At 40.4% G+C, this 22,843-nt stretch carries 19 protein-coding genes; 4 read left to right on the forward strand and 15 right to left on the reverse strand.

Annotated features, from left to right (window positions below; genetic code table 11):
• Nucleotides 1–25 precede the first annotated feature (25 nt).
• Nucleotides 26–841: a MerR family transcriptional regulator gene (locus DWZ33_RS03915; protein ID WP_118453870.1), complete on the reverse strand. Its 816-nt coding sequence runs from the start codon at nucleotides 839–841 to the stop codon at nucleotides 26–28.
• Nucleotides 842–923: 82 nt separating this feature from the next.
• Between DWZ33_RS03915 and DWZ33_RS03920 the strand changes: the two genes are divergently transcribed.
• Nucleotides 924–1,544 (forward strand): GNAT family N-acetyltransferase, encoded by a 621-nt coding sequence (locus DWZ33_RS03920; protein ID WP_118453871.1) that lies wholly within the window; start codon nucleotides 924–926, stop codon nucleotides 1,542–1,544.
• A gap of 29 nt (nucleotides 1,545–1,573) precedes the next feature.
• Here DWZ33_RS03920 and DWZ33_RS03925 read toward each other — a convergent pair whose 3' ends face one another.
• The gene (locus DWZ33_RS03925; protein ID WP_118453872.1) at nucleotides 1,574–2,506 is read right to left on the reverse strand and encodes a dipeptidase; all 933 of its coding nucleotides are present in this window, start codon (nucleotides 2,504–2,506) and stop codon (nucleotides 1,574–1,576) included.
• A complete protein-coding gene (locus DWZ33_RS03930) occupies nucleotides 2,503–3,462 on the reverse strand; it encodes a zinc dependent phospholipase C family protein (RefSeq protein ID WP_026880768.1) in 960 nt (319 codons plus the stop codon). The genes DWZ33_RS03925 and DWZ33_RS03930 overlap by 4 nt, the downstream gene beginning before the upstream one ends.
• Nucleotides 3,463–3,581: 119 nt before the next feature.
• Between DWZ33_RS03930 and DWZ33_RS03935 the strand changes: the two genes are divergently transcribed.
• Complete coding sequence (locus DWZ33_RS03935) at nucleotides 3,582–5,690, forward strand: peptidoglycan-binding domain-containing protein (protein WP_118453873.1); 2,109 nt, start codon at nucleotides 3,582–3,584, stop codon at nucleotides 5,688–5,690.
• A gap of 34 nt (nucleotides 5,691–5,724) precedes the next feature.
• Here DWZ33_RS03935 and DWZ33_RS03940 read toward each other — a convergent pair whose 3' ends face one another.
• The 5 genes from DWZ33_RS03940 to DWZ33_RS03960 form a co-directional block, all read right to left on the reverse strand.
• Entirely contained in the window at nucleotides 5,725–7,716 is a 1,992-nt protein-coding gene (locus DWZ33_RS03940; protein ID WP_118453874.1) for an FtsX-like permease family protein, read from the reverse strand.
• Between the two features lie 109 nt (nucleotides 7,717–7,825).
• Complete coding sequence (locus tag DWZ33_RS03945) at nucleotides 7,826–9,292, reverse strand: DUF2779 domain-containing protein (RefSeq protein ID WP_118453875.1); 1,467 nt, start codon at nucleotides 9,290–9,292, stop codon at nucleotides 7,826–7,828.
• Nucleotides 9,293–10,243: 951 nt separating this feature from the next.
• A complete protein-coding gene (locus DWZ33_RS03950) occupies nucleotides 10,244–11,191 on the reverse strand; it encodes a helix-turn-helix transcriptional regulator (protein WP_022936718.1) in 948 nt (315 codons plus the stop codon).
• 17 nt (nucleotides 11,192–11,208) lie between these two features.
• Entirely contained in the window at nucleotides 11,209–11,553 is a 345-nt protein-coding gene (locus tag DWZ33_RS03955) for a hypothetical protein (protein ID WP_022936717.1), read from the reverse strand.
• 272 nt (nucleotides 11,554–11,825) lie between these two features.
• Entirely contained in the window at nucleotides 11,826–12,266 is a 441-nt protein-coding gene (locus DWZ33_RS03960; protein ID WP_118453876.1) for a hypothetical protein, read from the reverse strand.
• Between the two features lie 559 nt (nucleotides 12,267–12,825).
• Here DWZ33_RS03960 and DWZ33_RS03965 point away from each other — a divergent pair.
• Nucleotides 12,826–13,680 (forward strand): SPL family radical SAM protein, encoded by an 855-nt coding sequence (locus DWZ33_RS03965; RefSeq protein WP_118453877.1) that lies wholly within the window; start codon nucleotides 12,826–12,828, stop codon nucleotides 13,678–13,680.
• On the opposite strand, the gene DWZ33_RS03970 is transcribed toward DWZ33_RS03965, so the two are convergent.
• Both DWZ33_RS03970 and DWZ33_RS03975 read right to left on the reverse strand, forming a co-directional pair.
• Nucleotides 13,672–14,649 carry an ArsR/SmtB family transcription factor gene (locus tag DWZ33_RS03970; protein ID WP_118453878.1) on the reverse strand — a complete coding sequence of 326 codons (978 nt, stop codon included), beginning with the start codon at nucleotides 14,647–14,649 and terminating at the stop codon, nucleotides 13,672–13,674. The two genes, DWZ33_RS03965 and DWZ33_RS03970, sit on opposite strands and share 9 nt — an antisense overlap.
• Nucleotides 14,650–14,817: 168 nt before the next feature.
• A complete protein-coding gene (locus DWZ33_RS03975; protein ID WP_118453879.1) occupies nucleotides 14,818–16,176 on the reverse strand; it encodes an aldehyde dehydrogenase in 1,359 nt (452 codons plus the stop codon).
• A gap of 150 nt (nucleotides 16,177–16,326) precedes the next feature.
• Here DWZ33_RS03975 and DWZ33_RS03980 point away from each other — a divergent pair, with 150 nt between their 5' ends.
• Nucleotides 16,327–17,121 (forward strand): putative ABC transporter permease, encoded by a 795-nt coding sequence (locus DWZ33_RS03980; protein ID WP_118453880.1) that lies wholly within the window; start codon nucleotides 16,327–16,329, stop codon nucleotides 17,119–17,121.
• A gap of 23 nt (nucleotides 17,122–17,144) precedes the next feature.
• Here the strand turns inward: DWZ33_RS03980 and DWZ33_RS03985 are convergent, their stop codons facing one another.
• From DWZ33_RS03985 to DWZ33_RS04005, 5 genes are all read right to left on the reverse strand, one after another.
• Nucleotides 17,145–18,782 carry a Na/Pi cotransporter family protein gene (locus DWZ33_RS03985; RefSeq protein WP_118453881.1) on the reverse strand — a complete coding sequence of 546 codons (1,638 nt, stop codon included), beginning with the start codon at nucleotides 18,780–18,782 and terminating at the stop codon, nucleotides 17,145–17,147.
• A 146-nt stretch (nucleotides 18,783–18,928) separates the two neighbouring features.
• Entirely contained in the window at nucleotides 18,929–19,891 is a 963-nt protein-coding gene (locus DWZ33_RS03990; protein WP_118453882.1) for a siderophore ABC transporter substrate-binding protein, read from the reverse strand.
• A 15-nt stretch (nucleotides 19,892–19,906) separates the two neighbouring features.
• Complete coding sequence (locus DWZ33_RS03995; RefSeq protein WP_118453883.1) at nucleotides 19,907–20,659, reverse strand: iron ABC transporter ATP-binding protein; 753 nt, start codon at nucleotides 20,657–20,659, stop codon at nucleotides 19,907–19,909.
• The gene (locus DWZ33_RS04000) at nucleotides 20,656–21,624 is read right to left on the reverse strand and encodes an iron chelate uptake ABC transporter family permease subunit (RefSeq protein ID WP_022936708.1); all 969 of its coding nucleotides are present in this window, start codon (nucleotides 21,622–21,624) and stop codon (nucleotides 20,656–20,658) included. Before DWZ33_RS04000 ends, DWZ33_RS03995 begins: the two co-directional genes overlap by 4 nt.
• Nucleotides 21,621–22,661: an ABC transporter permease gene (locus DWZ33_RS04005; RefSeq protein ID WP_220452397.1), complete on the reverse strand. Its 1,041-nt coding sequence runs from the start codon at nucleotides 22,659–22,661 to the stop codon at nucleotides 21,621–21,623. The genes DWZ33_RS04000 and DWZ33_RS04005 overlap by 4 nt, the downstream gene beginning before the upstream one ends.
• Between the last annotated feature and the right edge of the window lie 182 nt (nucleotides 22,662–22,843).

The following is a 22,843-nucleotide window of genomic DNA, read 5'->3' on the forward strand; positions in this document are numbered from 1 at the left end:
TAATTAGTTGCTTTAATATCTGCAGTTAATAAATAGTATCTTCAATCATAATCATGATCTTTGTAACATATTCCATCGGATCAGAGATGGCAAACTCATTCAAGCCGATCTCATAAGCATAACCTGTAAGCGTCAGCTTATTCTGTTTGGCATAAGCAAGCATTTTCTTATACATACCAGGCAGCTGATCCCATGCTCCTTTTTGGTAACCGCATAAATATTTACCTTTCGGTTTAATTGTCTTCTTAGCTGATGAATTACTGCTTAGAGCCGGTGTATAAAGACCGTCATATTTTTCAAAATTTTCATCAATAACTTTATCAAGGGAAATAAATCCGCCAATTCCCATACGAATTTGTTCAATGCTCCATGTGTCCTTCAGATAGCCAAACACTTCTGAAACATCGTCCTCTGAAAAATCATAAGCCGTGATCAATAGAGTCTCAGAAGGGTGCTCTTCAACCTTTATCATTTGTTCCCCCAAGTTTTCACAAAAGATTAAATTCTCTATCTTGGCATTCAAAATCCTTTTAATTGCTTTCATTTTTTGAATCTTTGCATCGATTTCCTTTATTTTTGAATCTGCGATTTTAAGAAAACTATCAGCGTTGGGATTTTTATAATAGGCTTCAATTTCCTCAATACTCATATTCAATTCTTTCAGCATCCGAATATACTCAAAATCAACACTTTGTGATAAATCATAATATCTGTACCCATTCTCCCCTTTAGTATTAGGAGAAAAAAGGCCGATATCATCATAATAATGCAAGGTGCGTTTATTTACTTCATGCAGTTTCGCAAATTGCGCGGTGGTTAATTGAATATTGCTTTTTTTCATAATTTAACTTTCCTCATTGACTTTACAGTTACTGTAAAGATTATTATACAAATTGTAAATAGATATGACAAGGAGAATTAAAATGCAAATCACATTAAGAGATTATCAAAAAGAAGATTTTAAAGAATTACAAACCATTGTTCGCAAAACATGGCATTATGATGAATTCTGCAGTCCTAAAACCGCCGCAAAATTAGCTAATGTATTTTTAAGCAGCTGCTTAACAAATCATACTTTTTCCCGTATTGCCTTATTAAACAACAAACCGGTTGGTATCATCTTAGTCAAAAATAGAGCAATTCATAAATGTCCCGTAAAATATAGATTAAAACAAATAAAGTCTATTCTATCATTGTATCTTTCAAAAGAGGGGCGAAAAGTATCTAAAATATTTGGCAGCGTAAACGGTATCGATAAGCAGCTTTTAGCTGATGTGAATAAATCATATCCAGCCGAGCTTTCCCTGTTTGCGGTTGATTGTTCATGCCGCGGCAAAGGTATCGGCAAACAACTCTTTAACGCTGCCCTTGAATATTTAAAAGAACAAAAACTTAATGAATTTTACTTGTTTACAGATACAAGCTGTAATTATGGATTTTATGAGCATCAGGGATTGGTTCGCCGCTGTGAGCGTGAGCATCTTTTTAATATTAAGAATCAACAAGCAAAAATGAATTTCTTTATTTATGACTATCAATTATAGGAATGTAAATTCTAAACAGAAAGCAGCTGTCATTTCAGATAGCTGCTGAATTTATCAATAACATTCGTATAACAAATCTTTTCAATTTCAAGCTCACTAAAGCCGGCATCCGCTAAAGCCTGCGCAAAACGCGGGGCGTCAAGAGCCGTTTCAATTCCCTTGGCTGCTGTACCAATGCCATCTTCAAAGAAGTCCATAAAGTCAAAACCGCAGGCGATAGTTTCAACACCCACCAATGTCTTTAAATAAGCCGCATGTTCTGCAAGTTTAGCCACCGTTTGATCCGCTTCATTTTGATCCACAAAATAACGGGCTGAATTCATCCCGATCAGACCGCCCTTAGCTTTAATGGCCAGACATTGCTCATCATCAAGATTTCGCGGATGGTTGCAGAGGGTGCGGCAATTGGAGTGCGATGCAATCACTAAGCCGTCACTCAGATTCATGATATCCCAAAAAGTTTTTTCATTGGCATGTGATACATCTGCGATCATATGCAGCTGATTCATTTTATGGATAACATTTTTACCCTTAGCGCTCAAGCCTTCATCAGCTTGTCCCTTAACTCCGTTTGCCAATGCATTGCCTTCATTCCATGTCAGCGTTGCCAAGCGGATACCATGATCATAGAGCCATTGTATTTTATTAACTTCATCATCAAGAATTCCGCACATGCCTTCTACCGACATCAAAGCTTTTATTTTATTTGAATGCAGGTCCTCTGCATTCAAAACTCTCACAAAATCATTTGATTCATTCAGCTCTGCTTCCAAGGCAAGGATTTCCAGCTGCATATCCTGCCATGTTTCATGACCATCAAAAAAACTGGCCATGCAGACTCCCTCAAAACCACCCTGTCTCAGCTTATCTAAATGGTATCGCTTTAATACATGGGTTTCGTGATTCAAATGCTTCTTTACTACATCATCGCCGATATCGGCATGCAGGTCAAATAATTTCATGCTTCCTCCTCATAAATCAAATCGAACGCAGTCATTGCGATTCCTGGTTTAACACCGCTATCATATGTCCTATCATCAAGAATCAATAGGCACTCATTTACATTGTCCATTGCCTGTATCACTTTACCAGCCAGCTTCTTTGCCTTTTCAAACAAATCCATGAAGGATTCCGTACTCTCACGGCTTGGCTCAGCCGGATATTTCCATAATCGATGCTGTTCATTCAATACATCGTAACGGCTGTCAAGCTTGGCGGGAACAATATTGCCGCTGTAAAGCCATGGCTGATGTTTCAGCTTTTCATACTGTTTGACAACCCTTGTTTTCCAGCCCTTTGGATCATACAGCCAGCGCTGCAGCTTCTCCCAGTCAGCCAATGCGTCCTTAATATCCTGCTGTGTAATGTCATCATTAAAAACCGCTTTAATAATTGGCCGGTACACATTAGCAATAACCCGGTCACTGATTAATCCCGGCCGGGTAAGTGATGGAAAATGAAATTTTCTGATATCCGTATCAAGTAATTTTTTCAGCATCATCGTATCCATCATTGATTCAAACCGATGATGCATGCTGGCACTGTTTCCCGTATAATTACCGGTTCGATAAAAAATATACGGATGCGTGGTACTGTCAAGGGCCCAATGACACAGATGACCGGCTATGTATGAGCGCATCGCTTCCTTTACATCAGGATCGCTTTCCGCTTTCATCGCATCAATTGCCATTTGATAAAAATCATTGACATGCGAACTATGCAGTACATTGCCGTAACTGCGAAAGCGCACATCTTCATGCTTCTGGCTGAAAAAATGGTAAAAGAAAAAGAAATCCGGCCCATTGCTGCCGATAATATATTCATTTGGGTATTCTTTGATTGCAGAAAGCGTTGCGGAATCATTTATTTCCTGTTTCACACTTTCCGCAAATAAATAATGCGTTATGATATTAGGCATAGTTTCACCTCGCATCCATTCTACTCCATTTGCGTACCTTTTGTATACAATTTTCATCGTTTAGGCATTTACCTTTATCAAATGTTGAATGATACATAGCTTAATACAGGAGGTGAAGTATGGCAAAAGGTACTTTACAGGTGATCACGACAATGGCGGATCAGGCAATTGCTGTCGGCAATGCTATTGTGCGTGTTTATAAAGACCTAAACAATGAAATAGTTTTTGAAGATTATTTGATTACAGATGATGAGGGTAAAACAGAAGTTCTGCAGCTGGAAGCGCCGGCGCGCTCGCTGTCGCTTAATGAAAACAACCGCACCCGTCCCTATGAAATTTACAGTGTAGAAATTATGCTGGCTGGTTATCAAACCCAGATTATTCAGGGCGTTCAGATTTTTGCCGATGAACTCAGCGTACTGCCGGTTTCAATGGTTCCAACCGACGGCACAGCGCCTGCCAGCGACGAGGTGGATTTAATTCCTGACCATCATTTGCTGACAAATTACGGTGGTGACAACATCAATCAATCGCCGGCAAACCGCCGCTGTGTTAATGATTACCGCATGGTTGAGGAAGGTGAAATCAATCCGCCGCACCGTGATGTATTTGTTTTAAAGGGAGTTGTCATTCCCCGTAAAATCAGAGTGCATCTAGGACGGCCGACCGCCAGTGCTGAAAATGTGACCGTTGATTTTATCTATTATATTAAAAATGTCTGCTCCTCAGAGGTATATCCAACTTGGCCGCGGGAAGCGCTGCTGGCCAATATCCATGCTCAGGTTTCTTTGGCTTTGAATCGTGTATATACCGAATGGTATCCAAGCAAAGGCTACAATTATGATATTACCAACTCGACAGCCTTTGATCAGGCTTTCGTAAAAAACCGCAATATCTATGAAAGCATGAGTGTACTCGTAGATGAGGTATTTAATCAATATCTGCGCAAACGTAATTTTGCGGAGCCGTTCTATTCAGAATATTGTGACGGCAAGATTGCTCAATGTCCAGGCATGAAGCAATGGGGTACGCTTACCTTAGCCAATCAGGGGTTAAGCGCGATTCAGATTCTTCAGCGTTATTACACAACTGATGTGCGTTTAGTAACCACCGAGCGGGTTGAGGATGTCAAGGGCTCCTATGATGGTGTCCTAAGAGTCGGCAGTACCGGTGACAATGTCACTCTGATTCAGGAACAGCTAAATGCGATCGCGGTTAATTATCCAAATATTAAACCGATTTATCCGGTTGACGGTATTTTCGGTGCCGATACAGAAGCGGCGGTAAAGGTCTTCCAGCGGCAGTTCAATCTGACGGCAGACGGCATTATCGGCAAAACAACCTGGTATAAGATCAATTATATTTATTTAGCAGTGCGCAAGCTCGCTGAACTGACTTCAATCGGCCGAATTGAAAACACTAAGAGCGGTGAATGGCCAGGCACGGTGCTTCGAGAGGGCAGCAAGGGTGTCGATGTTCAGCAGCTTCAATATTATTTGAGTGTAATAGCGACCTTCCAGCCGCAGGTTTCTACAATATCGACGATTGATTCACGCTTTGGACTGCAAACTGAACGCGCTGTTATGTCCTTCCAGCGCGCCTATGGACTGATTGTTGACGGGATCGTTGGACAGGCGACATGGAATGCGATTTATGCCGCGTATTCAAGATTCAACACAACGGTAACTCCAGACGATTTAGCTCCGCAATATCCGGGCATCGCCATTAAAAACGGAGCCAGCGGCACCAGTGTCCAGCAGATTCAGCAGGCGCTCAACATTGTCGGGCAGGAATATACGGGCATTCCGGTATTAGTTGAAGATGGTGTCTTTGGCGCTGAAACAGAAAGAGCGGTACGCCGCTTCCAGGAACTGTTTAATCTCGATGTAGACGGCATTGTCGGTGTCAACACATGGAATAAGCTGTTTGAAGTCAGCAAGGCTATCCAGCAGGGTTCACGGCCTTCACCAACCTTCCCTACCTTCCCGGGCACGCTGCTGCAAAGCGGTTCCCGCGGTACGGATGTCAGACTGATACAGGAGCGTTTGAATTTCATTGCAATGTATTATAAAAATATTCCTACCATTGTTGCCGACGGCATCTATGGACCGCTCACCACGAATTCAGTAAGAGCCTTCCAAACCATGCTGGGACTCAGTGTCGATGGCATTGTCGGCTTACAGACATGGGATAAAATCATGCAGATGTATAATGAATTAGCCAACTAAAAATTAGGCCATACCAACCGGTATGACCTTTTCTCTAATTTGCTTTTCTTAAAATTGACTTGACACCTTGAACTGTAATCCAATAATACAAGCCATAGACAAGCATAAACAAAGCCGCTGTGATCAATGCTGATTTAGTAACATTGCCGATACCTAAAAAGGAAAATGCATTGCAGACCGCATTAATGCCGATATAAGAATGCAGCACCGCCAGTCCCAGCGGTAAAATAAAATACAAGCCGATCTGCAGATACACCGCGTGATTAATTTGTGAACGATCGGCGCCCAGCTTGCTTAAAACCTGATAACGCTGACGGTTGTCACTTGCATCCGATAATTGCTGAAGAGCTAAAATGACGGTACTTGCCATCGCAAATACAATGCCCAGATATAAGCCGATAAATGTGAATATCATGCCGAAGCTAGTATCACTCATCATAATAACGGTTCGTGTATAAAGCTGATAACTGCCTAAAATCTCATTGTTTTCCTGACGCAGCGCACTCAGCCGCTGACTTAATTCATCACTCTGTTCATCAGCATTACCGCTGAAATTAATGTTCCATATTGAAGTCATCGCTACTTCATTAGCGGTCAATTCATCATTGACGATGAAGAATATGCCATAATTGCCGCCCTGACTCATCGTATAAGGATATAAAACATCTATTTGATCATTGATTAAATGTAAATCTCTGCCGAAGACAGTTACCGTTTCACCGGCATACTTCCCACCCTGCAGCGAGGTCTGAATTAATTCCATATCACATGTAATCAGCGCCTCATCAGCCGCCAAATGAATTTCACGCTGACCAAGATTGTGCATCAGCTTATTGTAATCACTGACGCTGATTAAAACAATCGAAGCTGTCGCATTGGCAAATACATTCTTAGACTTTTCCGGCAGCATTGGAAAAATCACAGACTCATCAACATCGGAACGGATCAGCTCAACCCAGTCTGATGATTCAATATCTAAGCCGCTGCTCAGCCGATACATATCTTCCTGCTTCAGATCATGCTCATACATAACAATTGAAGTATCATAAGGTGTCCGCAGCGTCAAATCATTACTGAACGCTTCATTCAGGTTTAATCCGGTAGCCAAGGCACCAATGCTTAAAAGCAGCATGAGGCATATAATGCCCATTGATATAAAATTAGTATTGATTTTCGCATTGATCTGTTTCAGCACAAACATATTTAAATTATGAAAATAGAACTTGCGGCTGCGTTTAATAAAAAACAGCAGGAAACCCGAAAGTGAGAAAAAGAACAGCATTGTTCCAATGATTCCCAAGACTAATATCTGACCAAAGAATTCAACAAACGTAACCGTCGAATAAGATGCCAGAAAATAGGCAGCGCCTAAAAACAGCAGGCTGACTATAAAAAGCACAATAGAAACCGGCAGTGACATCAAGCGCTGTTTCTCATTCGCCTTTTCTGCGTTCAGCAGCTGAATCAGCTTATAATGATTTAAGATCCGGGTATTAAACAGCATGATCACCACAAAAATCAACGCAAAGCAAAGAACTGTCATCAGCATTGCCAAGGATGAATAAACAAAATGAAAATTAACCTCAACCTTAAACAAAGCAGCAACCAGAATCGCTGTCAGCTGTGAGACAGCCAAACCGAGCAGCAAGCCAGAAATTAATGAAATTAAACCGATAAACAAGGTTTCATAGATTAAGATTCGGGAGATTTTCTTTTTCGGCATCCCCATCAGCATGTACAAACCAAATTCCTTTTTACGCCGCTTAATTAAAAAATTATTTGCATAAAGGATCAAAAAGCCAAAAACAAATACTACAAAAAATGACAGGATCAGCATAAAGGTCGCAACCAGATTTATATAATACTCTTGATCGGTACTCAGCATCATAATCTTCTGCTGGGCATCAAAAGAGTTAAACACATAAAACAGACAGACTGAAAATGTCAATGTCATAAAATAAATCATAAAATCCCGATAGCTTTTCTTTACATTTCCCACCGCTATCTTCAGATAAACAGGTTTCATAACGATGCCTCCTTGACAATTCTATTTTAAGATTTTGTCATGCCTGACGCCATGGATTTAGCTAACAGTTATCTTTCATTTTTGTAAGGAAAAGAAAATGAGCCTGCGCTCATTCATATTTTTTTAATACATCAAGAATCATGTGATAAACCAGTACCATTGAATATGTATCCATACCACAGTATTCATAAAGCTGTTCACGAATCTCATCATTGATCTCATCGGTCTGCAGACTTCGCCAGTTAGCAACCGCCTCCATACCGTGACTGATTGAAAGATCATGATAATCATAGTCAGTAAAGATTTCCACAAGCTTCTTTAAGCTGTACGCACCCGCCATTCGCACATCATAGATATTGCCGGTTGAAAATGGCAGTGACAAATCAACCATGCGTTCCCAGATAGCTTTTAAGCGTTCACTGTATTGAGGAAACTGGACAGCTAATTGCTTCAAGCGCAGCATTTCGGCACCTACGGCATTATAAACCATAACCGAACCTTCAGCGGGTATCTTTGCCAAGAGATCTTCAATAAAGGCAACACGGCAATCACCAGTGCCGATAAATTGTTCATGCAGCAAAGGTGCTCCCGGTGTATTTTCAACATGCATTGAATATTGGAAAACCAGCACATCATACGGCTTCATTCCCTGATAGGGCGGATAGACATACGTTTCCCATTCAAAATCGAGATAGGTAATCGGATACTGAATCCGCCGTTTTACCCAATCACGCATCGCAAACACATCAAAATAAAGACCGGATTCACTGCGGGCAGCCATAATCTGCGCATATTGATGACGAGTGCCCTCTATATCATCACCGTCAAGCATTCCCAATTCGGTCTTGCCTGCATCGACTAAATCATATTTCATCCCTGACTGAACTAAATTATAGACAGAATCAGGTTTTTCTTCCTGATTAAAACAACGGTCGAAATAATCACACTTACCGCGATGGGTACAGACTGAACTGCGCTGCTTACCCTCAGGATACTCAGCCAGCGCGCTGCGCATACCGACAAGCAGATTATCTACATCAAGCTTTTGTTCAGATATAATTTCAAATATCGTTTTATGCGTCTGTTTCTTGTCATGATACAAATAATCATCAAGCATCAGCACCTTAAAGACATCCAGCGTTTCTTCACGCACATAATCTGCCGCCAAATGAATCATTTTCACATCATTTACCTGAATGCCGTTTTGTTTTAATACCCAGCATGCAATTGCCAGATAGGCAGCTTCACTTTCCTTAGGAAAACATTGATTATTTGTGAAAATCACCTGATAGCCATCCTGCTGTTTACGCAGGAAAGGAATCGTAACCCGTAAATCCTGATAAGTAAAACGCGCGGCAACAAATGTATCATAATGATCCAGCTGAGCCAGGACCAATTCACCCGCATCGCCGCTTTTCCCTTCATAATACTCTGTACAGTTTAAAAATTGCTTGGCTAATTCCAGGGTACTTTCATTACATGTAGCAAAAGGAAAATACGGTTTGGGCGCCAGCTGATTCAAATAAAAATAGCGGTCACACCGATTGTATTTTTTTATATCTGAAATATGAAACATACCCATCACCTCTAACTTGTTTATTATAGCAAAGTTATATATAAAAGTGAAGTTTATCTGAAAATCAGAAAATATAACCAGCCGCATCAAGGCTTCAATTAGTATTGTCCTATTCAAACTTTAAATCAGCCAAAAAAAAGCGCCGTTCTGTAAGCGCTCTCAACATATTAATTATAGCATAGAAAAAAATTAAAAAAAAGACTATTCATTCATTTAGTAATTGTTATAATAAAGGTGACAAAAGAGGAAGGGTGAGACCAATGGACAACTCAATCCACGGTCTGATTAATCAATTATAAATTCACGCTGATAATTGATCGACAGATCGTATGAACTTAAGATTTTATTGAAAGATACAGAAAGTATGATATCTTTAGGATAAAATCAAAAAAATTAACAAGTCGTGAAAATAAATTGTATTGGTGAAGTATAAAAGATGAAAAAGCTTTTGAAACATGATTACGATTTATGATAATTGAATTATCCGAATTTTATTTTTAAAGGTAAGCAAACGTGAATAAGAAGTAAAAGACGGAATCAGATTTGCAAATGGTATAGTTGCAAAAGATTAACTGAGAATAAAAATACTTTAAGGAATTGCTCTTAAGCAGATAGACTACAAAAGAATAGTCAGTAAATAGTAAAAAAAGTAAGTTGTTCAAGGTTAGTAATATTAGTAATCCTTTCGATTAAGTCAACCCAAAAGTAAAAGAAAGAATACTAGTAAAGGAGATGTAAGGAGATATTGATGGAACCAACTCATTCATAAGTCGCCAGTTATTGGAAATTGATACGATAACTGGCGACTTTAATTTATGTTTATGAGCTGCTCACTTGGTTCTCTTATTAATGATCTCATAATTAACATGCCTGAATCAATTAAAAAGTTTACTAAAATGCTGTGATCAGTAAAGAAAATTTTCAATAGATCACAGCTTTATTTATTTTCAATTATAACTGATAGTGTTCGCACATCGTGACAAGCTGATCATTAATCTCTTTCTTTAATTCAACTGGTTCCAGCACCTGACAGGCGGCACCTAATGAGAGCAGAAAACGGACAGCCTCCATCTTCCCTTCAATAATGGTTTTTAAATGCAGTACCTTTTCATCAAGCCATTCCTTCTGTGAATTAATGCCCACTTCACTTTCATATATCAGCAATGCCAGATCACCGCTGATCACACAGTCAATTTCATGCAGATCATCCTTCATCAATCCTGTCTGACCGATATGCTCCTTAATATCAAAATCAAGATCCCTGGTAAATCGTTCCTCTAACATCGTACATGACTGCATACGGGCTTCTGAGAATTTATAGACTCTGAATTCATGAATATCAGCATTATAACCTAATACATAATACGAACCCTTAATATTCAATAACTCATATGGCTGAAGCCGTATTTTTTTATAATTATCACTGCGCATTGATTTATATACAACCGCCATTGTGTGCAGCGTGTCACGGCATGTTTCACTCAGCGTAATCATTTCCCGCATCTGAGAAGATAAGGCTGCGGTATTGCTTTTAAAGAGAATTGATGATGTATTAACAGTGGAATGTGCCGCGCCTCTGATTTTATCCACTGCATGCAGATAATCATCAAGGGGCAGAAAATCGCTGTGCGAGCTTAAATAGCTGACACTCTCACTGATCGCGTCCTTTTCTTCATCACTAAGCGGCAGCAAGGGCAGCACTGATTCCTGCATCAGCTGATAACCGCCATATCTACCTGGTATACTTTCTATCGTATAGCCGGCAATTTCAAGCTCATGCTTAAACTCCGAAATATTGCGGACATTGGTTTCCAGCAATTCTGCCAGTTCAGCTTTAGAGAGCAGTCCCCGTGAGTTAAGATACGTCAGCATACGGATACATAAAGCGGTACGATTCATAGAAATGCTTCCTTTCTTCAGCAAAAAAGATCTAATGGCGCATATCGATGCGGCAGCGGTCCAAATGCTTCCGGTGTCTCATATGTTTTAGGAATGATACCGCGATATGCAAGTGCGCCGACAACACAGCCGATGCCCTGTTCCAGTGCAAAGCCCAGAGCCTCTGCACATTGATTTGCGCCATGATCGATCAGCAGCGTAACCATCGCCTCATTTCTTGTAAATACGGCATGAATCAACAGCGGATAGCCGTTAAAGATCCAGCTTGGATCGGCTCCCTCATAAATGGCCAGTTCAGCTGCGTTTAGGTCTTCCTCCCAAACTGCGTTTAATAATTTTTTTGCTAATTTATTTTCTGTCATAGTGTTCACCTTTCCTTTGTGAACTTACTATATCATTGATTGTAACACTATTTATGTAACAATCATAGGTAAATGAATTTATTTTTTAGAGCTCACATAACTTCACATATTTTTATGATAGTGCTGCGGTATCTTTATCCTATACTTTAACCATGCAAGAGGTACAATATAATTTAAATCTTGCATGAATTTCAATCATCCCTAATTGAAATTCAAATTCTATCCCCTTATAAATAATCCTAAAACAACAAAGTGAGCGTTTCCCCTGACGCTCACTTTGCTTTATTCAGCTTTCTTTTATAGTTTAAATCTAACTGCTCACACTGCTTGATAATCTGTTCGGCGCTTTCTTGAAGACGCTGCGGATCTTGCATCGTTTGCAAAACTGAAGCGGCTGCCAGATCATAATCATTCTTATATTCCTTATTAATCTTTTTCCAGGGGATACCCTTGAATTGTTCAGCAATCGCTGGATCATAAATGAGTCTTCCCTGCAGCATCAAAACCGCAAGCAGAGGATATCCCAGCGTTTTCTGCCAGTAAGAGGCATTGTCTGAACTGGCATAGGTGTTTTGATCCCATACAATCTCATACTTTTTTGAACCATCACTAGAGACAGCTTCGGCCCAATTCTCATGCATTGTGATCCGCTCATCAGCAATTGCTGAATAGGCTTCATATACTTTAGCAGCTTTTGGTATTTTCCATTCCATGATTACTCTCCTTTATCTAATTCCCATAATAAACCATAATTCTGGCATATTGCAACGAAATAAATCTTTTATACTAATAGTAGCAGGAAATACCTGCTTGAACAGTCAACCCCAAATATGAATGTTCAAAACATTTTCTAATCCCTTTCATTTTAACAAAGAACAACGGCGTGATGAACCGTTGTTTTTTGTATATTTATAGTATAAAACAAATTTTATTGTTCATACTGGTAATAGGCAGTCAGTAATTCCTCGCTGTACTGCTGTTTCATTCATATTTCTATCCCTTTCATGTTTCTTTATTGGAGGAAAAGCCTATCCCAAAAGGCTTTTCCAATTATATTCATCATCACATAATTTCACGAAATACATACGTTTTCTTTTGACACAATTCGGCTATACTATATTCAGGCAAGGATAATAGCTTGCTGATGAACATGGACAATCCCTATCCATAATGTTCAATCATATTCTATCCCTTTTATAAATAGTATTTGAAAAAGCATCGTTCCCCTGCGATGCTTTTTTCTGTTATACTAAAGGTATCAGGAGATTGCTTATGAATGAAATACACTGCCGCAATGCATTAACTAAATCAAAGGGTAGATTTCCCTATGATTATGAATTGAATCCATATCGAGGCTGTGCGCATCACTGCCAGTATTGTTATGCCATGTACACACACCGCTATTTAGAGGATGACGGACATTTTTTTGATCATGTGCATGTGAAAAGCAATATTGTTGAAGCGCTGCGTTCACAGTTAACCGCCCCTAGCTGGAAGCATAAAATCATTGGTATTGGAACCGTCTGTGATGCTTATCAGCCAATCGAGGCAGAAATGAAGCTGATGCCGGAAATATTGAAGCTTTTAATTGAAACTGCTACACCCTGTGTCATTTCCACTAAATCAGCCTTGATTTTACGAGACAAGGCACTGCTTGATGAGCTTGCTGAAAAAGTACCAGTCATTGTTGCTTTTTCTATCAACACCGTTGATGAAGAGCTTCGCAAAATCATGGAACCTAACGCGACACCTATCCAGGGACGAATCATGGCCCTGCGTGCCTTCAGGGATTCAAAAGTTAAAACCGGACTGCACACAATACCGATTATTCCAATGCTGACAGACAGCCATGAAAATCTTGAAGCGCTCTTACAGCTAGCTCATGAGGCTGACTATTTTACCTGCGGTACGATGTATCTGAGAGGTGAAACAAGAAAAGCGTTTATGGCATTTATCGAACGTCAATATCCGCATTTAAAAAGAACCTTTATGCAGCTCTACGCCAAAGGTTCTCTTGATAAGGAGTATAAAAAGCAGTTATATTCTTGGCTGCGTCCGCGGATGAAAGATATCAATACCGATTATCAGCAGTTTTTGATCATGAATGAACAGCTTTCACTATTTTAGAAGCAGTTCTTCAATACCATTCAGATAAGCCCGCACAGATTCCTCATTGATGCTGTAATAGATGCGGGTTCCTTCTTTCTCCATCGTGATTAAATTAGCATTAATCAAAGCGCTCATATGATAAGATACCGTAGCCGTGGTCAGATTTAATCTGCCAGCCAGTTTCTGTCCATAACTGCGGCCCTGTTTTAATACACTTAATATTTCTAATTTAGAAGGATCAGCCATAGCCTTCGCGGCCAATAAAACTTCTTCCTTATTAAAACACTGCTGATTCAGCTTGATCCAAATCATCGCAATCCCATCACGGACATCATAGACATTACGCTCACTGTCATTGAATATGGTGATTCGATTGCATGAAAAAACCGAGGGTCTGATATTAAGTGTTGAATTTTCTTCATATTTGATGCCAATCTGATAGAAACGCTGCGGGTTAATGTGAGCTCGATACAGTTCAAGCAGGGGTTCTATATCTGCCATGTGTTTAATAATAAGGGCTGCTGTTTCATTCAGCAATCCTTTTAATTCATGATAATAAGGCAGCGGATCATGATAGACTTTCAGCCATTGCCAGCGCACTGCGTTACTCTGTGCCGCCATTTCCAAAAGCTCAAGCCGATCGGCTTTTTCCTGTGAGAATAATTTCAGATTGGCATCCATTTGCGCTCGGTATGCATCTGCATTCTCCGCCTCAATCTGATCAGCATTGAGCACCATCATTGAAGCCAGCGGCATATCCCCCTCAAAATAAGTCTGCAGCAGATGCTCATCAACATTCAGCTCCAATTGAATCTGGGCACTGAGCTTATGCAGCTGATTAAAAACCATATCAACCGCTTCATCATGCACCCCATATTTATTTTTAATTGATTGAGCGACTTTTTGATAATCCTGCTGCTCCTGAAGCATATGCAGATATTCAATACTGTCCAGAAAGGGATCGTATGCCAAGTAGTTTATATTCATAAATGCCTCTTTTCTAATTCACATAATTTTCCAATTTTATACTGTGAGTTACCGACAACTTTTTGATATGATAAGTGCAAGGCAGAGATAGAAGCTGCCCCATTACTATTAAGTAATTCAATTCTCTCTCCTTTTATATAAAAGGCTTAAGCGTCGCAAGACGCTTTTCTATTTCATAAAGAATTTCATCAGTTTAAGCTTATTGCCGTAAGGCGGATATTGTACCGGTGCTTCTAACCGGCTTTTTTTCAGGATACTCTTAAAATGAGAGAGCTCACAGAAGCCTCGATAACCATGATATTGTCCCATGCCGCTGCTGCCTACCCCGCCAAAGCCCAGCTTCGAGTTGGAAAGGTGCAATAAGGTCGTATTGATACAGCCGCCGCCAAAGCTCAGATCTTTGCGGAAATGCTTTTGAAGATCACGGTCATTAGTAAACAGATATGCTGCCAGCGGTTTTTCATGCGCTCTTACATAATCGAATACTTCCTCAATATCCTGATACGTCAGAACAGGCAGTATTGGGCCAAAGATTTCCTCTTTTAAAAGCTCATCATTTTCACTTAAGCCATCGATTAAGGTCAGTTCAATCTTATGTGCCTCACGGTCAATATGACCGCCGGTTAGAATACGTCCTTCTTTTAAATAACCGCATAAACGGTCAAAATGCTTCTGATTAACAATTTTGCCATAGATAGGTGAAGCAAGACAGCCCTGCGGATAGAATTCGTGAATGATTTGTTTCATTGCTTCCATCAATTGATCCTTCACTGATTCATGAACAAACAAGGTATCCGGCGCCACACAGGTCTGTCCGCAGTTCATTGCCTTACCCCAGATGATGCGCTTGGCAGCCATTTTCAAATCGGCATCAGCCGCTACGATACACGGACTCTTCCCGCCCAATTCAAGGGTCAGCGGCGTTAATGTTTCCGCTGCCGCGCGCATAACAACTTTTCCCACATGAACACTGCCAGTAAAAAAGATATGGTCAAAGCGTTCCTTCAGGACTGCCTCATTCACCTCGCGGCCGCCTTCGATGACTTTGACAATCTCAAAATCAAAGTTTTCATTAATCATTTTTTTCAGCACTGCCGATACTGAAGGCGAGTAACTGCTTGGCTTAATCAGCGTACAGTTGCCGGCACTCATCGATGCAACTAACGGTGCAATAGAGAGCTGAAGCGGATAATTCCATGGTGACATTACTAAAACAACACCCAAAGGCTCCGGCTGAATCATGCTGCTTGATGGCATGAGCATTAACGGCGTACCTACCCGTTTACAGCGGCTCCACGCTTTGCAATGCTTCACCGCCTCATTAATTTCCATCATTAAAATACCAAACTCAGTTTCAAAGCTTTCAAATTCAGATTTACCTAAATCCTCATATAAAGCATTATATAATTCATGCTCATAGCTTAACAAAGCATGTTTTAATTTCAATAAATTTTTCTGTCTCGCTTCTACTGACTGCATTTTGCCTTTTTTAAATCCATTCCTTAAAGCTTCCACTGTTTCACGCATAGAATACCTCCAATTTATATTTATTATACAACAAAACTTGATCAGCGGATATTCATAAGCCATTTATCCATACTACAAATAGCAAAGATTGTCTAATGACACATCCTTGCCTGTACGATAGAATAGGTACACTTATATTGGGAGGTCTTTATGGCAAGTTTTGTAACTAATTATATCCTGCTGATGATTTACAGCTTTTTAGGCTGGCTGTGTGAATCACTTTTAGTCACCGCGATGCAGCGCAAGGCAGTGAATTCCGGTTTTCTAAATGGGCCAATCTGCCCAATCTATGGCTTTGGCGCGATGTTTGTGATTCTATTGCTGCAGCCCGTTCAATCACATCCCATCCTAGTTTTTATCTTAGGTGTCGTGCTGACCAGTGCCCTTGAATATTTTACCTCATGGATCATGGAAGTATTATTTCACACCCGCTGGTGGGATTACTCACAATTCTTTCTCAATCTGAATGGCCGCATCTGTCTGCTTTTCAGCATGATGTTTGGTATCATGTCAATTTTTGTTCTCTATGTGCTCAATCCTCAGATTCAAGGAATATTAATGCTCATTCCCTACTCTGCGCAATGCTTGATGGCTGCTGCACTGTTTATGGCATTCCTTATCGATTTACTTTCTTCATTAGATGAACTGAAGGCTTATGATCAGGATATCCGCAAATTTGAAAATGCGGTCCAAGAGCTTAAAATAAAATTGAATGAATATGCACCGGCTTTCAGTCAGCTTGAATTAAGGGAGCAGTTTAATGGCTTCATGGAATTAAAGGATGAGCGAATCAATGAGGTAAAACAGCACCTAAATGCCCGCTATGAAAAATTAGCTAATCAGGAAGGCTTTCACAGCCGTTTAAAGAATGCATTTCCACAAATGAAAATCTCTTCTCAAAAACTGAACACAATTAGTTCTTATCTAAAAGAACGGCAAAAATAAAAATGCGTAGAAACCGCATTTTTTTAATCATCTATTTTTAATGATATCCGTGAACCATTGCATTCCTGGGCAATATTCAATAAATGATCAGACATTCTTTCAATATCCGTCAGCATCTCTGAATAAGTAACAACCGTTTTAGCACTGCACTGCTTGTTGCGTAAATCATTGACCTGCTTCTCCCGGTAATAGAACGTCAGATCATCCATCTTCTGTTCATCACGTTCAATCAGTTCATACTTATCTTCATAGTCAAAGAAAGATTCTTCACCAAGCTTCATTAAACATTCCTTAAGCAGTAAATATAATTCCTTCAGCTGAGCCTGTATTTCCTCATCAAAATCAACCTCTTTATTCAGATAAAATTCCATGTATTCTTTTAAATTCATCACATGATCATCAATGCGTTCAAGATCATTGCTGATTTTAAAATAACTGTTGATTTTAATTGAATCAGCCGCTGACATCTCTAGTGTACATGCCTTTGCTACAAAATCAGTAATTTCAATATTCAGCGCATTGATTTTAGCTTCGTTGCGTTCAATTTTTTCCTTTTGGAAACGAACCTTCGGATCCAGTGCCTCAAAAATATAATCCACATTGCGGCGCACGATTTCAAACATATGTACTATTTCTTTCTTCAGCTGAGCTGTGGCAATCGCTACCGAGCCAAGATGCTGATCATCCAGATAAAGCGGCTTCAGCAGATCCTCTTTTTCGTCATTGTGTACCGGCAGGATCACCATTGCCAACTCTGCCAGTTTCACACCAAATGGCAGCAGGATCAGCGTCGTTGTGACATTAAATAAAATATGCAGATTGGCGATCTGGGCCATTGGATTATCCGGCGTCAAGCGGCCAATAATTGATATCAGCGGCGTTGCCAGACAAAGCAGCACAAAGATCACCGTACCAATCACATTAAACAATAAGTGAACGATCGTTGTGCGTTTCGCATTGCGATTCGCGCTTAAGGATGCGAGAAAGGCAGTAATACAAGTACCGATATTCTGACCGAACAGAATAAAGGCCGCGCTATGCAAAGGAATTAAACCGCTGGCTGCCAATGCCTGCAGGATGCCAATCGATGCTGATGAGCTTTGAATTACAGCGGTAAATACAAGGCCGATCAAAATTCCCAGCAATGGATTTTCTACGGTAGTCATCAACGCGATAAAAGATGGTGATTCTCGAAGCGGCAGCATGGCTGCTCCCATCATATCCATACCAATAAATAAGATACCAAGACCGGCGATGATCTCACCGATATCCTGTACCTTTTCTTTTTTAATAAAGGTTATTAAAACGACACCGATAAAAGCAAACAGCGGTGCTATCGCGCCAATATCCAGCGCAATCAGCAGACCGGTTACCGTTGTGCCAATATTGGCACCCATGATAATCCAAACCGCCTGTTTCAATGTCATCATACCGGCATTCACAAAGCCGACAACCATTACCGTCGTCGCGGAAGAGCTTTGAATTACAGCCGTAATGCCAGCGCCTACCAAAACACCGACAATGCGGTTTGATGTCAGCTTCTCAAGAATCAGATGAAGACGATCACCCGCGGCTGCCTCCAATCCATCAGACATCATCTTCATACCATACAAAAACAATGCCAAACCTCCAAATAAAGTCAAAAACCCCTTGATATCCATATTGTCCCTCTCATTTAGCTATTCATAATGATTATAGGGAGAGTTTGCGCAGACGTCAAGAAAGGCTTTGTTAAATTTTTGTTAATTTTTAGTTAACTTGAATAATCACATTCAAAAAGCACACAGTTTACCCTGTGTGCGTATGATTATTGTGCTAATAAACCAGCTTCTAAGTCTTTCAGCATCGTATCGAGAGCGCTTATGCCGCCTTCTGCCAGATACCAAACGGTGGGTGTCAAATAGACAATATGATCGTTTTGATAAGCTGCTGTCTGTTGGACAAGTTCATTATTCATGACCTCCTGTGCCAGCTTAGCACCCTCAGCATTAATTGCTGAATCACGGTCTAAAACAAAGATATAATCAGGATTTTTATCTGCCAGTAACTCAAAAGATGACTCATTGCCATGGGTTGTATCAACATCATCAGCAAGATTGGTAAAACCGATTTCATTGCCAATCAATGAACAGCGGCTGCCATTTCCTAAAGTATTAAAGTTGGAGCTGGTAACCATACCGATAATCGCTGATTTTCCCGCAGCTGCTTTCTTTAAAACATCAATTCGCGCGTCAAACGCTTCCGTCTGTTCTAAAGCCAAGGCTTCTTTACCAAAAATAGAAGCAATCATCTGTGCATTATCCTTAACACTTTGTATCAGACCTTTACTGTTATCAACTGCCGTATAAACTACCGGGGCAATCTTAGATAGGGCATCGTATTGCGCGCTCAAACGGCCGCCGATGAAAATAATATCCGGCTCACTAGCCATTAACGCTTCCATATCAACTTCTTTTAGAGTCCCTAAATCGGCAATATCGGCGTTATCATTATAAGCAAGTAAATAATCGATTTTGCTGGATTTTGGCATACCGACTACCCGATTTCCCAATCCCCAATTATCAAGCATATCTAAAACTGTGATATCGAGGATCGCGATTCGCTGCGGGTCATAGGGAACCTCAAGTTCAACACTTTCCTGATTGCCATTCAGCGTGGTCACGCTTATTGTGGCCCGCTCATTTTTTCCATCTTCCTGCTTGCTTGCTTGCGCGCAGCCGCTCAGCAGCAAAGCTGAACAGCATAAAATACTTAACATTTTCTTTAGCATCTTGCTTCTCCTTTATCAATAATAAATCGAAAGAGGTTTGCCCTCAATCTCCTGAATCTCAAAATCTACCCGATAAATATCACTCAGCACCTCTTTGGTCATCACTTCTCTGACAGTGCCGAATTTTGCTATTCTGCCATCCTTAAACGCGCAGATATAATCAGAGTAAAAAGCCGCGTAATTAATTTCATGCAGCACCATGACGACCGTTTTACCTAATTCATCACATAACCGGCGGACAATTTTCATCATATTGGTCGCATGATAAATATCCAGATTATTCGTCGGCTCATCGAGCAGGATATAATCAGTATCTTGAGCAATAACCATAGCAATATATGCCCGCTGGCGTTGACCGCCTGACAGCTCGTCAATAAATCGATTTTCAAGCTCGGATAATTCCATATAACTGATTGCCCGGTCAATAATTTTTTTATCCGTTTCATTGATATGTGAACCGCTGTATGGAAAGCGGCCAAAGCTGACCAGCTCCTTCACTGTCAATTTCATCTGAATTGCATTGGACTGCGTCAGGATTGCCAGCTTTTTTGCTAATTCACGGCTTTTCCATTGCTTAATATCCTTCTCTTCAAAGTCGATACAGCCGCTGTCACTCGCAATTAATCGTGAGATCATCCCCATAACGGTAGACTTGCCGGCGCCGTTGGGTCCGATAAGTGAAGTAACCTTCCCCTTAGGTATTGAGAAGCTTACCTCATCCACCGCTTTTTTGCCGTCATAGGCTTTTGTTAATTGCTTTGCCTTCATCCATTGACCCTCCTTTGTCTAAGCAGCAAGTATAAGAAATAAATGCCGCCGCCCACAGTAATAAAGACTGAAATTGGTATGCCGTAGTTATAGACACGTTCCACAACGATCTGGCCGCCAACCAGAATGATGATACCGATTAAAAATGACCCGATGATTAAAGTAGTGTGCCGGTATGTCTTGAAAAACTCCCGGGACAAATTGGCAATAATCAAACCCAGAAATGAAATGGGGCCAACCATCGCAGTAGCAATGGCAATAAACAGTGTTACACCAAGCAGCAGCCTGCGGATCGTACGGTCATAGTCAACACCTAAATTAATGGCCTGATCCTTACCCAACGTAATCACATCAAGCAGGGCCAGTTCTTTTCTTAAACCAAAGATAATGGCTGCCATCAGCAATACTGAAAAAACGATAATACTTGTATTAATATTGCTGAAGCTGGCAACTAATGAGGATAACAATGTATCATACTCATTGGGATCCATAATACGTGTCAGTGTCGTCTGAATACTTGAAAAAAAGGTTGTCATAATCGTACCGCTCAAAAGTACATACAGCACATTATGCTTGGTTTTCTTAAACAGATAACTGTAGATCAGCGTCGCAATAACGCCCATCAGGATCAGATCTAAACCAAAAGACAGATTTGCCTGAACCACAAAGATACTGCCTGAACCAAGAAAAAAGACAACCGCCGTATGGATCAGCGTATAAAGTGAGTTCATGCCCAAAAGACAGGGGGTTACAATCGTATTGTTGATAATTGACTGAAAGACGATGGAGGCACCGCCGATTGCGAATGCTACAATGATCATGACAACAAGTTTAGGAACACGCAGACTCATGAAATAATCAAAATACTTCATATTCATAAACAGGAACAGATAAATCAGCGCCGCTGCAATAGACAGCAGAATCAGCCAGCACATCTTTCTTTTATTGGTTGAACGCTCCTTCACGGCTTTGCCTCCTCTTCAATTGCCGGCTGACTCGCACAGCCGCTGCCAAAAATGGAAAGCTGAATGCTGCGGGTGCCATGATTTAAACGATAAAATAACAAGCCGATAAACAGCAGACTGCCGATAATACCGACAATCAATTCAATCGGCAGCTCATAGGGATAAATCACTATTCTGCCGATCATGTCGCAAACCAGCACAAACAAGGCGCCGAATAAAGCGGTGTCAGCCATTGTTCCGCGGATCTTATCCCCCTTAAACATCGCTACCAAATTAGGTACGATTAAACCGATATAGGAGATGCTGCCAACGACAACAACAATACTCGCACTAATCATTGCCGCAATCGATAACCCCAGAAATAACACTAGGTTATAATTCACACCCAGATTTTTAGAAAAATCTTTTCCCATGCCGACGATATTAAAATGATTAGCATAGAGAAAGGCGATGAAAACTAAGGGCACAACCAGGTAAACAATCTCATATCGGCCGCGCAGCACTAAGGAGAAATGACCAACCAGCCATGAAGAAAGGGCTTGCGTCGCCTCATATTTATAAGCGAGAAAACTTGTTATGCCGCCAATTACATTACCAAACATAATGCCAACTAAGGGAACCATCACAACATCCTTAAACTGTATTTTTTGAATAAAATAGACAAAAAGCCACGTTCCTAAGATAGCTGTAATAAACGCAAAGATTGCCCGGCTCCAAAGCGTTGATCCAGGCATAAATAACAATGCAATCAGGATTCCCAGCTGAGCCGAAGAAAGCGTTGCCCCAGTTGTTGGGGATACAAATTTATTCATACATAATTTCTGCATGATCAGACCCGCCACACTCATGCCGATGCCTGTACAAAGAATCGCCAGCAGTCTTGGTATCCGTGAAATCAAAAGCAGCTGCAGCTGTTCATGATTACCGCTTAGAACACCGCTCAGCGTTACATCTGAAACACCGATAAATAAAGACATCATTGATAAAACAAATAATGCCGCTGCCAGCAGAAAGGTTATTTTTACCTTTTTAATGATACCCCTCCTAACAAGTTAGATATTTCTAACTTTGTCTTTTAAAGAATGCAGTTAGCTTTAACTAACTGCCTGTTCATTCTATCAACTGCGCTTTCTTTTGTCAAATGATTTTATTATAAATTTTTATACTGGAACAAACTTTATAAATATAATTTTATTTTTTGAAATTTCACTTTGAAATT

The organism is Dielma fastidiosa, from assembly GCF_003475485.1.
GTDB classification, from domain to species: Bacteria; Bacillota_I; Bacilli_A; order Erysipelotrichales; family Erysipelotrichaceae; genus Dielma; species Dielma fastidiosa.

What these genes read in the sequence shown, in the direction of transcription:
- DWZ33_RS03915 (WP_118453870.1), bottom strand. Translation starts at nt 841, where the DNA reads ATGAAAAAAAGCAATATTCAATTAACCACCGCGCAATTTGCGAAACTG.
- DWZ33_RS03920 (WP_118453871.1), top strand. Translation starts at nt 924, where the DNA reads ATGCAAATCACATTAAGAGATTATCAAAAAGAAGATTTTAAAGAATTA.
- DWZ33_RS03925 (WP_118453872.1), bottom strand. Translation starts at nt 2,506, where the DNA reads ATGAAATTATTTGACCTGCATGCCGATATCGGCGATGATGTAGTAAAG.
- DWZ33_RS03930 (WP_026880768.1), bottom strand. Translation starts at nt 3,462, where the DNA reads ATGCCTAATATCATAACGCATTATTTATTTGCGGAAAGTGTGAAACAG.
- DWZ33_RS03935 (WP_118453873.1), top strand. Translation starts at nt 3,582, where the DNA reads ATGGCAAAAGGTACTTTACAGGTGATCACGACAATGGCGGATCAGGCA.
- DWZ33_RS03940 (WP_118453874.1), bottom strand. Translation starts at nt 7,716, where the DNA reads ATGAAACCTGTTTATCTGAAGATAGCGGTGGGAAATGTAAAGAAAAGC.
- DWZ33_RS03945 (WP_118453875.1), bottom strand. Translation starts at nt 9,292, where the DNA reads ATGTTTCATATTTCAGATATAAAAAAATACAATCGGTGTGACCGCTAT.
- DWZ33_RS03950 (WP_022936718.1), bottom strand. Translation starts at nt 11,191, where the DNA reads ATGAATCGTACCGCTTTATGTATCCGTATGCTGACGTATCTTAACTCA.
- DWZ33_RS03955 (WP_022936717.1), bottom strand. Translation starts at nt 11,553, where the DNA reads ATGACAGAAAATAAATTAGCAAAAAAATTATTAAACGCAGTTTGGGAG.
- DWZ33_RS03960 (WP_118453876.1), bottom strand. Translation starts at nt 12,266, where the DNA reads ATGGAATGGAAAATACCAAAAGCTGCTAAAGTATATGAAGCCTATTCA.
- DWZ33_RS03965 (WP_118453877.1), top strand. Translation starts at nt 12,826, where the DNA reads ATGAATGAAATACACTGCCGCAATGCATTAACTAAATCAAAGGGTAGA.
- DWZ33_RS03970 (WP_118453878.1), bottom strand. Translation starts at nt 14,649, where the DNA reads ATGAATATAAACTACTTGGCATACGATCCCTTTCTGGACAGTATTGAA.
- DWZ33_RS03975 (WP_118453879.1), bottom strand. Translation starts at nt 16,176, where the DNA reads ATGCGTGAAACAGTGGAAGCTTTAAGGAATGGATTTAAAAAAGGCAAA.
- DWZ33_RS03980 (WP_118453880.1), top strand. Translation starts at nt 16,327, where the DNA reads ATGGCAAGTTTTGTAACTAATTATATCCTGCTGATGATTTACAGCTTT.
- DWZ33_RS03985 (WP_118453881.1), bottom strand. Translation starts at nt 18,782, where the DNA reads ATGGATATCAAGGGGTTTTTGACTTTATTTGGAGGTTTGGCATTGTTT.
- DWZ33_RS03990 (WP_118453882.1), bottom strand. Translation starts at nt 19,891, where the DNA reads ATGCTAAAGAAAATGTTAAGTATTTTATGCTGTTCAGCTTTGCTGCTG.
- DWZ33_RS03995 (WP_118453883.1), bottom strand. Translation starts at nt 20,659, where the DNA reads ATGAAGGCAAAGCAATTAACAAAAGCCTATGACGGCAAAAAAGCGGTG.